This is a genomic window from Bacteroides faecium (assembly GCF_012113595.1).
GTDB lineage: Bacteria > Bacteroidota > Bacteroidia > Bacteroidales > Bacteroidaceae > Bacteroides > Bacteroides faecium.
Window position 1 is genome coordinate 2,839,821 of record NZ_CP050831.1, and the last position, 15,747, is coordinate 2,855,567.

Genomic DNA, 15,747 nt, shown 5'->3' on the forward strand with positions numbered 1-15,747 from the left:
CGATGGCAGAAATGACCTTTTGGGATCATTTGGATGAACTGCGCAAGGTACTTTTTCGGGTGATTGGAGTCTGGTTTGTATTGGCAATAGGTTATTTTATTGCTATGCCCTACCTTTTCGATCATGTGATTCTGGCGCCATGCCACAATGATTTCATATTCTACGATTTATTACGGCATATCGGACAGACATTCGATCTGACCGATGACTTTTTCACACAAGAATTTCAGGTGAAGCTGGTCAATATAAACTTGGCAGCTCCTTTCTTTATCCATATGTCGACAGCTTTCTGGATGTCGGTCGTGACCGCCATGCCCTATATTTTCTTTGAAGTATGGCGTTTTATCGGTCCCGCTCTTTATCCCAACGAAAGGAAAGGAGTGCGCAAGGCATTAACCATCGGGACGGTGATGTTCTTTATCGGTGTCTTGCTGGGCTATTTCATGGTTTATCCGTTGACGCTCCGTTTCCTTTCCACCTATCAGTTAAGTTCGGAAGTGGAGAACATCCTGTCGCTCAATTCCTATATCGACAATTTCATGATGCTGATTCTCTGCATGGGACTGGCATTTGAATTACCATTAGTGACGTGGTTGCTTTCATTGTTGGGAGTAGTCAATAAGTCCTTCTTGCGGAAATACCGCCGGCATGCCGTTGTTATCATCGTGATAGCTGCTGCCATTATCACTCCGACAGGCGACCCGTTCACATTGAGCGTCGTAGCCATTCCGCTTTATCTGCTCTATGAAATGAGCATCCTGATGATAAAGGACAAGAAGAAAACAGAAGAAGAGATAGAAGATGAAATTGCCTTGTCAGAAGAGTGAAGCGATAGAATCTTATGAATTACTTTTAGCCGTTTGTCGGGCGGAAGATGCCCGGCTTGCCGTAGGGTACAAGCAAATGCGTGACTTGCTGGAACGCATTTGCCGTTCGCAAATGCAGAACGAAAGTCTGCAAATGACCGACCTTTCCGCCCGTATCAGCTTTATCGCCGCAAAGATAGACCTTTCGGCAGGCGAGCAGAACCGGCTGCATACTTTCCGCCTGACTTCCAATCAAATACTGAACCGCCGTCTCGAACCGACCAGGGAAAATTTGCTGCGGGATGCCAAAACACTGGCTTTCTTAGTCCGTAAACTTTCGGAAGAAGATATACCGGACGAACTATATAGGCTGCTTCCGAAAGCGGATGCCACTTACTTGGTTGCTCCCCCTGCCCGTGAACGGGTGCAACGGATGCGCGTTTGCTTTCAATACGCCGACGAACAATATTTGTATGTCACTCCGTTGGATGAAGTCACAGAAAAACCTCTGCTTGTCCGCTACAATATCCCTCAAATTAATGAAGAATTTGTAGAAACGTGCAAGCTGCTTTGGCGTCACGCCCAAGTGAATCTTCTGGATGTAGCCATTGATAATGAAGGAGTGTTGACCCCCTCGTTTATTGTTCTCGAACCGGACTATCTGATTGACATCAGTTCCCTTGCCGAATGTTTCCGCGACTACGGGCATCATCCGGCAAATTATTACCTTTCCCGTCTCCAGCCGATTGAAAATGCCCGACCTTTGTTACTGGGAAATATAGCCAATCTTTTCCTGGACGAATGGATTCACGCGCAGGACGAAGAAGATATCGACTACCGGACTTGTATGCAAAAAGCCTTCCGGCGTTATCCTATCGAACTGGCAGCCTGCCCTGATTTGCGGGACAGGGAGAAAGAACGACAGTTCTTTGACGACTGCAAACTGCACTTTGAGCATATCCGCGAAACGGTGAATGATACTTTTCATGCCGCCGGATACGAACTCGACAAGACAGACGCAGTGCTCGAACCTTCTTATATCTGCGAAGCACTTGGATTACAAGGGCGTCTCGACTATATGCAGCGGGATATGTCATCCTTTATAGAAATGAAATCCGGCAAAGCCGATGAATACGCTATCCGTGGTAAAGTAGAACCTAAAGAAAACAATAAAGTGCAGATGCTTCTCTATCAGGCCGTCCTCCAATACTCAATGGGGATGGATCACCGGAAAGTGAAAGCCTATCTGCTCTACACCCGTTACCCGCTTCTGTACCCGTCTCGTCCTTCATGGGCAATGGTGCGCCGGGTAATTGACTTGCGAAACCGGATTGTCGCCAATGAATACAGCATCCAATTACGGAACAGTCTGGAATATACGGAACAGAAACTGGAAGAAATCAATGCTGCCACCATGAATGAACACGGACTGAAAGGACGCTTCTGGGAAACTTATCTGCGCCCGTCTATCGACAACTTCCAGGAGAAACTAAAAGTTCTTTCGCCACTGGAAAAGCATTATTTCTATGCCGTATATAATTTCCTGACTAAGGAACTCTATACTTCCAAATCCGGTGATGTCGACTATGAAGGACGCACGGGAACAGCTTCTTTATGGCTTTCCACACTGGCGGAAAAGTGCGAAGCAGGAGAGATTATCTACGATTTACGAATCAAGGAAAACCATGCGGCCGATGAGCATAAAGCTCATTTGCTGCTGACACGTTCGCAAAGTAATGGGTCTTCACAAGAATTTTCGCAAGAACTTCAGCAAAAAGAAAGTATAGGCGACGGAATACAAAACATGCTTCCCAACTTCCGTCAGGGTGATGCCATCATCTTCTATGAACGCAACCATGAGACGGATAATGTAACCAATAAAATGGTATTCAAGGGAAATATCGAGTCACTGGCAGATAATGAAATCTGTATCCGTCTGCGCTCTACGCAGCAGAATCCTTCCGTGCTTCCTGCCGAAAGCCTTTATGCCATAGAGCACGATACGATGGACACTACCTTTCGTTCCATGTATCAGGGATTGTATGCTTATCTCTCTGCTACACAGGACCGCCGTGACTTATTGCTTTCGCAACGTCCGCCTGGGTTTGACGAATCGCTGGATACCCTTATCTCCCAAGCAGAAGACGATTTCGCCCGTGTTGCGTTGAAAGCCAAAGCTGCACAGGACTATTTCCTTCTCGTCGGTCCGCCGGGAACGGGTAAGACTTCCTGCGCGCTAAAGAAGATGGTAGAGACTTTTCACGCTGATAAAGAAGCGCAGATTTTGTTGCTTTCATACACCAATCGGGCAGTTGATGAAATATGCAAGTCGCTGGCTTCTATCCGTCCCGCTGTTGATTTTATCCGTGTCGGAAGTGAATTGTCCTGTGACGAGAACTACCGTTCCCATCTGATAGAAAACGAATTGTCGTCCTGCAACCGTCGTTCGGAAGTCTACGAACGTATCCGAAACTGCCGTATCATTGTGGGAACAGTCGCTGCTATTTCCGGCAAACCGGAACTTTTCCGTCTGAAACATTTCAATGTATCCATTATAGATGAGGCTACCCAGATACTCGAACCTCAATTACTGGGAATTCTTTGTGCCCGCGGTGAAGATGACCGGAACGCCATTGACAAGTTTATCCTGATTGGCGACCATAAACAGCTTCCTGCCGTTGTATTGCAAAATACGGAACAGTCGGCCATCTATGACGAAGCACTGCTCTCTGTCGGGCTGACGAATCTGAAAGACTCACTGTTCGAACGTCTCTACCGGAATTGTTCTGCCGGCACTGGCAACTCATCGCTTCTTGTTGATAATGATACATCATCTGTTATGGGCGATGGCACATTGTTTGTTGTTGATGATGGCACATTGTCCGCTGCTAATCGCTCTTACGATATGCTCTGCCGTCAAGGGCGCATGCATCCCGAAGTTGCCTTGTTTGCCAACCGTGCTTTCTATGGCGGGCGTCTGATTCCCGTCGGACTGCCCCATCAATTAGAAGATTCCGAGCATATTTCCCGTGTCGCTTTTTATCCTTCCATACCCGAGCAGGCCGGATCGTCTGTCAAGATAAACTCTTCGGAAGCCCGGATTGTTGCCGGACTGGCTTCCCGGATTTACGAAAGTAACCGGGCGAATTTTGATGAATCCCGCACATTGGGAATCATAACCCCATACCGAAGCCAGATAGCCCTTATCAAAAAAGAAATAGAAACATTGGGTATTCCTGCCCTCAACCGGATACTGGTAGATACTGTCGAACGTTTTCAAGGCAGTGAACGGGATGTGATTATCTATTCTTGCTGTATTAATAGTTATTATCAGTTAAAATTTGTTTCTAATTTAACAAAAGAAGATGGAGTGTTGATAGACCGAAAACTGAACGTAGCCCTTACCCGTGCGCGGAAACAAATGTTTCTGACAGGTGTACCAAAGTTCTTGAAATCTAGTCCGCTTTACCAAAGTTTATTAAAATTAATAGAGAATCAGGGGTGATTTGCTAATTTTTGCAGATGTTAGTTTTTATTCTCTCTTTATGCAATTCATTAACACCTCAATAATGAACAAACGCCTATATTTGCAGCACGTTTTTTTCATAGAGATTTAGATTTAAGGTTAGAAGAATTGTGGAAGTCGTGAGACTTCCCTTTTTTTCATCTTAACGTTTACTATTCTTCATTATAGGAATGCAAAACACTGTTTTTTAGTGTTTCGGTTAAAATATTGCAGGATGATGATGCAGAGTAAGTAAACCTAAAAAGCCTTCTTCGTGAGAAGAGGCTTTTTTGTTTCTTTTCATTGAAAGAATAATTTATATGAAGATTCAAAGAGGGCGGCTCGTGATGAGTCGCCCTCTTACATTATATTATTATAATATTGAAATTGGATTGCTTAGTCCAATACGATAGGTTTGTACTTCGGTACTAATGCCTTCATGATTACCCAACCAACCAGGTAAGCTACGGCACAGATACAGAACATGATGAAATATCCGGCAGGCTTGCCTTCAAATCCCATAAATGTCATATGCGTTTCGTCAGCGTGAACAAACAGAAGACCTGCGCCAAACTGCATCAACATTGAACCTACGCCACCAGCCATACCACCGATACCTGTAATGGTTGCAATCGCCGATTTCGGGAACATATCACCTACGGTAGAGAAGATATTAGCCGACCATGACTGGTGGGCAGCGCCACCGATACCGATCAGGATAACAGGAAACCACGGAGAGAACGTACCCAACGGTTGTGCCAAAAGCACCACCAACGGGAAGAACGCGAAAATCAACATCGCCTTCATACGTGCGGCATACGGATTCATCCCCGTCTTGTTGATAAAGATAGTCGGCAGTTTACCGCCGTAGATAGACAACATAGTCACTGCATAAAGCGTGAAAATCAATGCCATACCCAGACCGTCGGAAGTCTTGATGTCAAATTGCGTGTTCAGGTAAGACGGGGTCCAGAACAGGAAGAACCACCATACACCGTCCGTCATAAACTTACCGGCGGCAAAAGCCCATGTCTGCTTGTAAGTGAAGCACTGAAGGAAAGACATTTTCTTTTCATCTTTCTCTTCAACAACTACCTGAGAAGCACCTTCTTCGTATTTATCCTGTTCGATATAATCCAATTCGGCTTTGTTGACGTGCTTGCTCTTCGACGGGGCATCATACATGAATACCCACATACCCATCCAGATGAAACCGAGCGCACCGATAACGATAAATGCCATTTCCCATCCCCATGCTTTCGCAATCAGCGGAATGGAAACCGGAGCAATCAAGGCACCGATAGAAGCACCCGCGTTGAAAATGGAAGTAGCGTAAGCGCGGTCTTTCTTGGGGAAGTATTCAGCCGTTACTTTGATGGCAGCCGGGAAGTTACCTGCTTCACCGAGAGCCAGGATACAGCGTGCGGCAAGGAAACAGTACATACTTACGGTGGCCAGCACCACTACTACGTCACCTGTAGCAGCCATTAGTTCGGCTGCGCTGTGCAGACCTACATACTGTTCGGTTACGATTCCGCAAAGGGCGTGCATACAAGCACCTGCCGACCATACGCCGATTGCCCAGAGATACCCTTTCTTCGTGCCCATCCAGTCGATAAAGCGGCCGGCGAACAACATACATATTGCATATACAATAGAAAAAACGGAAGTAATCGTACCGTAGTGAACTTCGTTCCAATGAAATTCCGGTTTGATAAACTCGTCCCAGGTAAGGGAAAGTACCTGGCGGTCGAGATAGTTAACTGTAGTAGCAAAGAATAGCATAGCACAGATGGTCCATCTGTAGTTTGTCATTTTCTCGCCTGTTTTTTGAAATGCATTCATGATAATGGATTTAAATAGATTTTGATTCGTTGACAAAGGTCGGGATTTCGACTGGATTTTATTTGTAAAAATTGGTCGAATTCATGTATTATTCGTTACATTATGTATGCTATTTGTTTCAAAGGATATATTTATCGTCTCATAACGCATCTAGTCTGTAACGTCGGGGGTTGTGTTGAAATGCATAAAACCCGGAAAACTTCATCCCTTCTCCCGCTGGGGGGAAAGGATGAAGTTTCTCGGATTTTATATATGTGATGCAGAGCTGCGCAACGATTAGCGCATTTCTGTATATTTGAGCTTGTCCATATCTCCGTAGTCGAGGTTTTCACCAGCCATACCCCAGATGAACATATAGTTGCTTGTTCCGGCAGCAGCGTGGATAGACCATTCCGGTGACATGATAGCCTGTTCGTTCTGCATCCATACGATGCGTTCTTCCTGAGGTTCACCCATGAAGTGGCAGATAGCGTTGCCTTCCGGTACGTTGAAATAGAAGTAGGCTTCCACACGACGGCTGTGAGTATGAGCCGGCATTGTGTTCCATACGCTACCCGGTTTCAGTTCAGTCAATCCCATTTGCAGTTGGCAAGGACCTTCTTCGAGTACATTGTTCACAATCAACTGGTTGATAACGCGGTCGTTACTTTCTTCCATCTTTCCTGCAGCGAAAGAGTTAGCTTTCAGAGAACCTTTGCGTCCGTCGATAGTAATCAACTGAGTCTTGTATTCCTTGTGAGCAGTAGCCGAATTGATATAGAACTTGGCAGGATTGCTTGAATCTTTGCTTTTGAAAGTCACTTTCTGCTTGCCTCTACCTACGTACAGGGCATCTTTGAATTTCAGTGTATATTCCTTTCCGTCAACAGTTACGATACCTTCGCCACCAATGTTGATAACACCCAGTTCGCGACGTTCCAGGAAGAATTTAGCTTTCAGCGGGTCGATAGTTTCCAGTACCAGTTCCTTCGTTGCGGGTACAGCGCCACCGAAGATAAGGCGGTCGTACATAGAATAAGTAAGGTTGATTTCGTTCGGAACCATTACTTTTTCCATCAGGAAGCTACTACGCAGGCGGTTTGTATCATACGTTTTCACGTCTTGCGGACTGCAAGCCACTTGCATCTTGTAATTCACCTGGGCAGAAGCAGACATAGCTGCGATGCCCAACATCATTGCAATTGCTAATTTTTTCATCTTTCGAATTTTTATTTGGATTATATATTATATACTATTTATTCTCATTCACGGGTTTTCTACTTATTCCTTATTACTGTTCAATGCATTCTTAGCATCGTTTCTAGTCATGCGGATGCGGTTGTAGATTGCCATTCCGAGTGCGAGTACCACGAGGATGGCAGGGCCGATAATCTTCAGACTGTAAGTCAGGTGGAAGATACCCCAGCAGAAAAGACTGGAAGCAAAGTCGAGCGCGCCGCCTTCAAAGCCAGCAGGAATATTCACTGTCGGGTCGCCCGTAGCGGCATATACGTCTTTGGCAGCCAGCGTGAAGAATCCCGCCAGTTCTGTTACGAAATACAGACCTACGATTAATGCTACCAGACCGATAATGAATGACTTCACTACATTACCTTTCGTAATAGGCAGAATCATCGGGAACAAGTAGAACATACCTGCCAGAGAAGCCAGCGGTAAGAAACGGTTGCCCGGAAGGATAACTGCAAGGAAAATAGTGACAGGAATCAGAAGCAGTGAAACCACCAGCGTAGTCGGATGACCGATTACCAATGCGGGACTCATACCGATGCTCAGACCGGTGTTGCTCTTATATTTTTTAGCGATAAGCTCGCGGGTAGCGTCAGAGATAGGTTTCAAGCCTTCGATGAAAAGACTCGTGATACGGGGAATCAATTCCATTACCGCACCCATCTTGATACCCAGTCCGAGGATACTCGGAATACTGTCTACCACTTCTTTCCAGCTACCGCAGCCCAATGCTCCGATACCGCAACCGATTACGATACCCAAAAACAGTGGTTCACCCATCAGCCCGAATTTCTTTTTTAATCCTTCAGAGTCGATGTTCAGTTTATCGAATCCTGGAATCATGTCGAGCAGTTTATTGATAACGATAGCGAAAGGAACGAAACTTTGGCAGAACGGTTGAGGAATAGAGATACCGTCCATTTTATCATAGAACTTCTGAAAAGCGGGAGCAGTCATATCAGCCATTACCAGCGTGATGATGTAGCAGATGATAGCAGCGAAGAATCCCCAGTAGATATTGTCGGAAGCAAAGTACACGATAGCACCGATAAATGCGAAGTGCCAGTAGTTCCAAAGGTCGATATTGACGGTACGGGTTGTTTTGGTAAGCAACATTAATAAGTTAACTCCCAGACAAACAGGGATAATGAAAGCACCGACCGAAGTATTGTAGGCTACCGCCGCAGCAGAAGGCCACCCCATGTCGAAAATACCCAATTCCAATCCGTAGATTTCTACCATTTTACTCAGCGCCGGACCCAGACTGCTGGTAAGCAATGCCGTCACTACTGATAAACCAACGAAACCGACACCAACCAACAAACCGCTTTTGAGCGCTTTGGGAAGTTTAATACCGATACATACTCCTAAAATCGTGAAAATGATTGGCATCATTACTGCCGCCCCAAGACCGATAATGTACTTAAAAACTTCTTCCATTCTGTTCTATTTTTTCTCTGTTTTAAATGATAAATAACTGTGTTTCCCCCAGAGGGTATTAGTTGTAAACCGTGCCAAAAGTACGACCTTTTCCGCTTTCTTCCAAAACGAAACTATTAATTTATTAGATATTGCATCAAAAATGGACATTTTTGACGTTTACGTGCACAAAATTAGTCGTTTCCGTGCACGAAAAACAAAAAATGCACCTACTTGATTAAAAAATCCAACTGGCTTTAGCGGAAAAACACTACTTTCGTACCGTGAAAGACTCGTATGTTTAATCCTTAAAATAACAAACCATGAGACGAACTCTTTTTTCTAAATTTTTTATATTGACTCTGTTGGTCATAATTGCCCTTCCGGCATCCTCTCAACGGGTGGACAGCAAGCTGCCCTGGTCTGTGCGGCTGACTGAATCGGAGATGATTCGCTATCCCGAATCCTGGCAACTCGACTTCCAGCCGAAGTTGAAGTGGGATTATTGCCACGGACTGGAATTGGGAGCCATGCTCGACGTTTACGATACGTATGGCGACAAGAAAATTCGCGATTATGCCATCGCGTACGCAGATACGATGGTGCACGATGACGGAACGATTACCGCTTATAAATTAACCGATTACAGTCTCGACCGCATCAACTCCGGAAAGATTCTTTTCCGTATCTATGAGCAGACGAAGAATCCTAAATATAAGAAAGCGCTCGATTTGCTTTACAGCCAGTTCGCGGGACAGCCCCGTAATGCGGACGGCGGTTTCTGGCACAAGAAGATTTACCCGCATCAGATGTGGCTGGACGGACTTTACATGGGTGCTCCTTTTTATGCGGAATATGCGTTCCGCAACAATCTTCCGCAGGACTATGCAGATGTAATCAATCAATTTATCACTTCTGCCCGTCATACATACGACCCCAAAAACGGTCTGTACCGTCACGCTGCCGATGTAAGCCGCACCGAACGCTGGGCAGACCCGGTGACCGGACAGTCCAAACACAGTTGGGGACGTGCTATGGGATGGTATGCCATGGCTTTGGTGGATGTCTTGGAATTTATCCCGAAGCATGAAGCCGGAAGAGATTCCCTGCTCGCTATTCTGGATAACATTGCCGTTCAAGTGAAGAAACTGCAAGACCCGAAGACCGGCGGATGGTATCAAGTGCTCGACAAGAGCGGTGAGAAAGGGAATTATCTCGAATCATCCTGTTCCGCCATGTTTGTTTATTCCTTATTCAAGGCAGTCCGTTTGGGATATATTGATAAGTCTTACCTCGATGTGGCGTTGAAAGGATACAACGGTTTTCTGGAAAACTTTATCGAAGTGGATAAAAACGGATTGGTGACCATCACCAAAGCCTGTGCCGTAGCCGGACTGGGCGGAAAGGTGTACCGTTCCGGTGATTATGAGTATTATATCAACGAAACTATCCGCAATAACGACCCCAAAGCAGTAGGGCCTTTTATCATGGCTAGCTTGGAATACGAACGCTTACAAAAATAATTTCTATCGATGAAAAGGGCATTTTTTAAAGGAATGATGTTGTTTCTCCTGCTTGCTGCGGGGGGGGCATCGGTCTATTCGCAACAACAGCAACGCAAAGATACGTTAGTAGTGACACGCGACGGGACAGGAGATTACCGGAATATTCAGGAAGCAGTGGAAGCCGTCCGCGCTTTTATGGACTACACGGTGACTATTTATATAAAGAATGGCACGTACAAAGAAAAACTGGTGATTCCCTCTTGGGTGAAGAACGTGCAGTTGGTGGGTGAGAGTGCTGAAAAGACGATTATCACGTATGATGACCATGCCAATATCAACAAAATGGGAACATTCCGCACCTATACCGTCAAGGTGGAAGGCAATGACATCACTTTCAAAGACCTGACGATTGAGAATAATGCGGCTCCTTTGGGGCAGGCAGTGGCCCTTCACACCGAAGGCGACCGGCTGATGTTCGTCAATTGCCGCTTCCTCGGCAATCAGGATACTATCTATACAGGTTCGGAAGGAGCCCGTCTTTTATTCACCAACTGCTATATAGAAGGTACTACCGACTTTATTTTCGGTCCTTCCACGGCACTTTTTGAGTATTGCGAACTGCATAGCAAACGTGATTCGTATATCACCGCCGCTTCGACTCCTCAAAATGAAGAGTTCGGCTATGTCTTCAAAAACTGTAAACTGACCGCTGCTCCGGGAGTGAAAAAGGTATATTTAGGTCGCCCTTGGCGTCCTTACGCCGCCACGGTGTTCATTAATTGTGAGTTTGGCGGTCATATCCGTCCCGAAGGATGGCATAACTGGAAGAATCCGGAGAATGAAAAGACAGCTCGTTATGCGGAATTTGGAAATACAGGCGAAGGTGCAGGTACATCGGGACGTGTAGCATGGGGGAAACAGCTCACAAAAAAGGAAGTATTGAGGTGCACACCGGAGAATATCTTTAAAGAAAGCAGTAACTGGTATCCTTATAAGTAGAAACATTAGCGCTTCTGATAGGTTCTACGCTACGAAATATTTGTTTACGGACAAGAATCCATTGGTTTCATTACTTGGAACTGTTGTTTCCATTACTTGAAACTAGAGTTTCTTCAGCGTGAAACTTTAGTTTCTATTGCTTGAAACCAAAGTTTCTGTTGCTTGAAACTAAAGTTTCATCAGTAGGAAACTAAAGTTTCTGACGCTTGAAACTAATAGTTTCAAAGCAGGAAACGAAGTGTTTCGAGCCTTGAAATACTTTGTTTCAAGGCATTGAACACTTTGTTCCGATAAGGATAAGCAAACTTGGATACGAGAGAAATGTTGCTTCCGGTAGCTTTTGGAAATAAAGAAATAAAGAAGGTTGGGAAGCGGTGATAGGTGATAGGTTGGGTGATAGGTTGAAAAACAACCTATCACCGCTTGAAAAGCCGATGAATAGGGCGTTTGATGGATGCCGGTGATAGGTGAAAGAGAAAAATGATTTTTTGTTATAGAGTGTAGTATAAAGAAAATGAAAGAAAATAGAAGTAAATTAGTACTGTTGTTGGCAGTCGCCTTTGTTCTCTGCTCTGCATTTCGCGCGGACAAACCTGTCGTAACTATCTTTATGATAGGGGATTCGACTATGGCTAACAAGAAGTTGGACGGTGGAAATCCTGAACGTGGCTGGGGAATGGTACTTCCCGGATTTTTCTCTGAAGACATAAAGATAGACAATCATGCTGCCAACGGACGCAGTTCCAAGAGTTTTATTACCGAAGGACGTTGGGCAAAAGTCATCTCCAAAGTGAAGAAAGGCGATTATGTCTTTATCCAGTTCGGGCATAATGATGAAAAAGCGGATTCTACCCGCCACACCGAGCCGGGAACTACTTTCGATGACAATCTCCGCCGTTATGTAAACGAAACCCGTGCGAAAGGCGGCATCCCCGTATTGTTCAATTCTATCGTCCGCCGTAACTTTGTCCAACCGCAAGATGCTTCCATCACTAAGGATATCCGCCGGACACCGGGGGAAAAAGAGCAACCCAAAGAAGGGACGGTCTTGTTCGATACGCATGGAACTTATTTGGATTCCCCCCGCAATGTAGCGAAAGAACTCGGAGTCGTATTTATTGATATGAACAAAATCACTCACGACTTGGTGCAAGAGCTTGGACCGGTAGAATCGAAAAAGCTTTTTATGTTTGTCGCCCCTAATCAGATTCCCGCTTTCCCGAAAGGTCGTGAAGACAATACCCACTTGAATACCTACGGAGCGCGAACCATCGCAGGCCTGGCTGTTGATGCCATCGGCAAGGAAATTCCCGAACTGGCAAAATATATCCGTCATTACGATTATGTGGTAGCCCAAGACGGTAGCGGTGATTTCTTTACCGTGCAGGAAGCAATCAATGCCGTCCCCGACTTCCGTAAAAATATCCGTAGCACGATTCTCGTTCGCAAAGGCACTTATAAAGAAAAGATTATCATCCCTGAAAGTAAGATTAACATCTCCTTGATAGGAGAAGACGGCGCAGTACTGACTAATGACGATTTCGCCAATAAGAAAAACGTATTCGGTGAAAACATGGGAACTTCCGGTTCGTCCAGTTGCTATATCTATGCCCCGGACTTTTATGCGGAAAATATCACATTCGAAAACTCATCCGGTCCTGTAGGACAAGCCGTCGCATGCTTTGTTTCTGCCGACCGTGCATTTTTCAAGAATTGCCGTTTCTTAGGCTTCCAGGATACTCTTTACACTTACAGCAAACAAAGCCGTCAATATTACGAGGACTGCTACATCGAAGGAACCGTCGATTTTATCTTCGGCTGGTCTACCGCTGTTTTCAACCGCTGCCATATTCACAGCAAGCGTGACGGCTATGTGACTGCTCCCTCTACCGACAAAGGGAAAAAGTACGGCTATGTCTTTTACGACTGCAAGCTCACCGCAGAACCGGAAGCCACAAAAGTATATCTTTCCCGTCCCTGGCGTCCGTATGCCCAAGCCGTATTTATCCGTTGTGAACTGGGAAAACACATTCTTCCCGAAGGTTGGAACAACTGGGGCAAAAAGGAAAACGAGAAAACTGCCTTTTACGCCGAATATGAGAGCCGTGGCGAGGGAGCCAATCCTAAAGCGCGTGCTGCCTTCTCCCGTCAGTTGAAGAATCTGAAAGGATATGGGATAAAAACAGTTCTGGCAGGAGATGATGGTTGGAATCCGGTAGAAGATGGAAATAAGTTGTTGGATGTAAAACGTTGACTGTGCTATGAGTTTGGCAGTACGTTTATTCCGGTTGGAATAATTGTATGGGCAGGTACATACGTCTTGTTGAATTGTAACTGTCACTGTTCGTTTGATTTACAAATCCATTCCTAACATAAAATTTATTCGTTCGTTTATTATTCAAAGAATCAACTGTTATAAACTGGCAGCCTGATACATCATAATCAGCAAAGGTGTATAAGACGAAATCTAATATTTGTTCTCCTACACCTTTGCTTTGTATATTTGTACGTACTCCTAGATGTCCAATATTGATAGCTGGAAATGAGGTTTGTTTTTCAAATGTAGGAATGTACTCGTTATCAATTCTACTTTTAGACATTTCTACAAAATCATCTCTATCTTCAACATTGTCGATAACAACCGAGTCATTGGATAAAGTGAATATTGCCACAATTTCATTCGTTCGAATATCTTTAGCGCAATATGCAGAAATATAGTGATGTTTAGTGCATAGATACATCTCCTCATGAAAGAAATGGTCTAGTTCTTCACAGCCACATGAAAAAGAGAGAACATTATTCATGTCCTCTCCGGTTAGTTTATTTATGGAAATATCAATATCCAAGGATTGGGTTTTTACCGCCATTATTAGCAATTATTCTTTTTGCAACACGGTTGATTCGCTGTGTTCTGGCTTCTATTGCCTTTTTTTCTTTAAGTGTGAGTTTACCGGATACACACTTGCGAAGATTGTCACGAAACTTTTCAACTTCGTGAACGGTCATTTTAGGATTAGGTACAGTATGTATCATGACTATATTGATTTAGTACTACAAAGGTACAGACATTTGCACATTCAATCAATCAACAGACTGTTAAATATAATATCAAACAACTTGTTTTTAGACTTTATTAAGTGTATTGCTATAGTAAATGGCTGTTGGACTAATTTTGAATGAATGCTTAATTGGGTTAATACAAAGCTTCTTGTTTTTATTTCTATTCCCATATTTCTACTCTGTATTATTCTTGTATTAAAAAAATATATATATCTTTGTCGCACGCTTTCTGCCCATCAGCGAGATGAAACAGGCGGAAAGCGGTTTTTTATTTCTTTATGGAGTAAAAACGTATTATCTCTCACTTCTTAAAAATAGCCACTTTTATAGCAGAGAGATGATACGACAGATACTCCACGTGGACGGATGTATTCAACATATTCGTAAAGGACGTGTTATATATAAACGATTGGCGTGGGTGTCTGTTGTTATCATTATCTTGCGAAGGGTGTAGCTAGCCTTAGGAAGTGGATATATGATACAACAGCATTCATGCCTTTCTTATATCCGGTCGGTCTTTCAATACCCATGGAATGACCCTACCAATTCGCCCGCCGATTGGGAATCTGAAAGCATGAATGCTCCTTCTATCATTCGATATACTGTTATTTACTCTTTATTGTTAAACACTTAAAAACAAACACTATGTCAGAATTGATAAGTTTGGAAGCAGCCGCCCAAAAGTATGGAATAAAGGAAGAAACCATTCGTCTTTGGGTAGAATTGGAGAAATTTGAAGGAACTCGTAAAAGAGGGGGCAAAGTTTGGGTAGACGGTAAGATACTTGAAGAATACTTGATTTGGCGAAAGACATGTCGGGTTTCGATAGATTATCTTGAAGATTTGGAAATGTTTAGTTATAATCAGACCTTAATGAATGGAGTGTATCGTGAAATCATCAAATTGCAGGAAACACAAATCAATCAACAACAAGAAAGAATTAGCGAATTAGAAAAGATGTCGGAAGTGATTGATGCGGAACTGGAACGAGTTCATGAAATCGAAAGGGTAATCATTTCAAACTTGGACGAGTCGCTGGCTTCCCGAACGACTGACTGGATAGTGCAGTTATGGAAAAGATGCTTTCCATCCAGACGAGACTAGTGGAAATAGGAAAGGAGTTTATAATTAATTCGGGGGATACTATCTGCCAAATAGATGTTTGGTTTGGATTTCCGGGACTTATATAGTGATTTCGGTCTGGATTTTCTGAAGTTTAAGCGAAAATTCAATTTTGGTTTTCTACTTATGAGAAAATTAAAGTCGTACCATTATATGCACTCTCAAACAGGGTGGTTAAATAACGGAATGACCTGATTCTGTTAAATAGCAGATAAAAGATAGTATTAAACTACAAGTATTTTTCTATCTTTACGCCACA

Annotated in this window: 10 protein-coding genes and 2 pseudogenes; 7 read left to right on the forward strand and 5 right to left on the reverse strand. The window is 44.1% G+C overall.

What is annotated here, in order from left to right; translation table 11 throughout:
• The first annotated feature begins 2 nt into the window (after positions 1-2).
• From tatC to BacF7301_RS26105, 3 genes and pseudogenes are all read left to right on the forward strand, one after another.
• Positions 3-827, forward strand: coding sequence for a twin-arginine translocase subunit TatC (gene tatC / locus BacF7301_RS10155; RefSeq protein ID WP_167962449.1), 825 nt, complete (start codon positions 3-5; stop codon positions 825-827).
• Positions 802-3,597, forward strand: a pseudogene (locus BacF7301_RS10160) (AAA domain-containing protein); the annotation flags it as partial. The gene tatC and the pseudogene BacF7301_RS10160, both read left to right, overlap by 26 nt.
• 99 nt (positions 3,598-3,696) lie before the next feature.
• A pseudogene (locus tag BacF7301_RS26105) lies at positions 3,697-4,311 on the forward strand (DEAD/DEAH box helicase); the annotation flags it as partial.
• A 396-nt stretch (positions 4,312-4,707) separates the two neighbouring features.
• Here the strand turns inward: BacF7301_RS26105 and BacF7301_RS10165 are convergent.
• The 3 genes from BacF7301_RS10165 to BacF7301_RS10175 all read right to left on the reverse strand — a co-directional run bounded on the left by BacF7301_RS10165 (position 4,708) and on the right by BacF7301_RS10175 (position 8,823).
• Positions 4,708-6,156 (reverse strand): MFS transporter, encoded by a 1,449-nt coding sequence (locus BacF7301_RS10165; protein WP_167962453.1) that lies wholly within the window; start codon positions 6,154-6,156, stop codon positions 4,708-4,710.
• Between the two features lie 276 nt (positions 6,157-6,432).
• Positions 6,433-7,353, reverse strand: coding sequence for a 5-dehydro-4-deoxy-D-glucuronate isomerase (gene kduI / locus BacF7301_RS10170; protein WP_167962455.1), 921 nt, complete (start codon positions 7,351-7,353; stop codon positions 6,433-6,435).
• 63 nt (positions 7,354-7,416) lie between these two features.
• On the reverse strand, positions 7,417-8,823 hold the full coding sequence (locus BacF7301_RS10175) for a PTS galactitol transporter subunit IIC (protein ID WP_167962457.1): 1,407 nt from the start codon (positions 8,821-8,823) through the stop codon (positions 7,417-7,419).
• 302 nt (positions 8,824-9,125) lie between these two features.
• On the opposite strand from BacF7301_RS10175, the gene BacF7301_RS10180 reads away from it, so the two are divergent.
• The 3 genes from BacF7301_RS10180 (at position 9,126) to BacF7301_RS10190 (ending at position 13,560) form a co-directional block, all read left to right on the forward strand.
• Positions 9,126-10,325, forward strand: a complete 1,200-nt coding sequence (locus BacF7301_RS10180; protein WP_167962459.1) for a glycoside hydrolase family 88/105 protein — start codon at positions 9,126-9,128, stop codon at positions 10,323-10,325.
• Between the two features lie 9 nt (positions 10,326-10,334).
• Complete coding sequence (locus BacF7301_RS10185; RefSeq protein ID WP_167962461.1) at positions 10,335-11,306, forward strand: pectinesterase family protein; 972 nt, start codon at positions 10,335-10,337, stop codon at positions 11,304-11,306.
• Positions 11,307-11,820: 514 nt separating this feature from the next.
• On the forward strand, positions 11,821-13,560 hold the full coding sequence (locus BacF7301_RS10190) for a pectinesterase family protein (RefSeq protein WP_167962463.1): 1,740 nt from the start codon (positions 11,821-11,823) through the stop codon (positions 13,558-13,560).
• A gap of 25 nt (positions 13,561-13,585) precedes the next feature.
• Here the strand turns inward: BacF7301_RS10190 and BacF7301_RS10195 are convergent, their stop codons facing one another.
• Together BacF7301_RS10195 and BacF7301_RS10200 are read right to left on the reverse strand one after the other, a co-directional pair.
• Positions 13,586-14,173 (reverse strand): N-acetyltransferase, encoded by a 588-nt coding sequence (locus BacF7301_RS10195; protein WP_167962465.1) that lies wholly within the window; start codon positions 14,171-14,173, stop codon positions 13,586-13,588.
• A complete protein-coding gene (locus BacF7301_RS10200) occupies positions 14,142-14,339 on the reverse strand; it encodes a hypothetical protein (RefSeq protein ID WP_167962467.1) in 198 nt (65 codons plus the stop codon). Before BacF7301_RS10200 ends, BacF7301_RS10195 begins: the two co-directional genes overlap by 32 nt.
• A 672-nt stretch (positions 14,340-15,011) precedes the next feature.
• Between BacF7301_RS10200 and BacF7301_RS10205 the strand changes: the two genes are divergently transcribed.
• Positions 15,012-15,470 (forward strand): hypothetical protein, encoded by a 459-nt coding sequence (locus tag BacF7301_RS10205; protein ID WP_167962469.1) that lies wholly within the window; start codon positions 15,012-15,014, stop codon positions 15,468-15,470.
• The last annotated feature ends 277 nt before the right edge of the window (positions 15,471-15,747 follow it).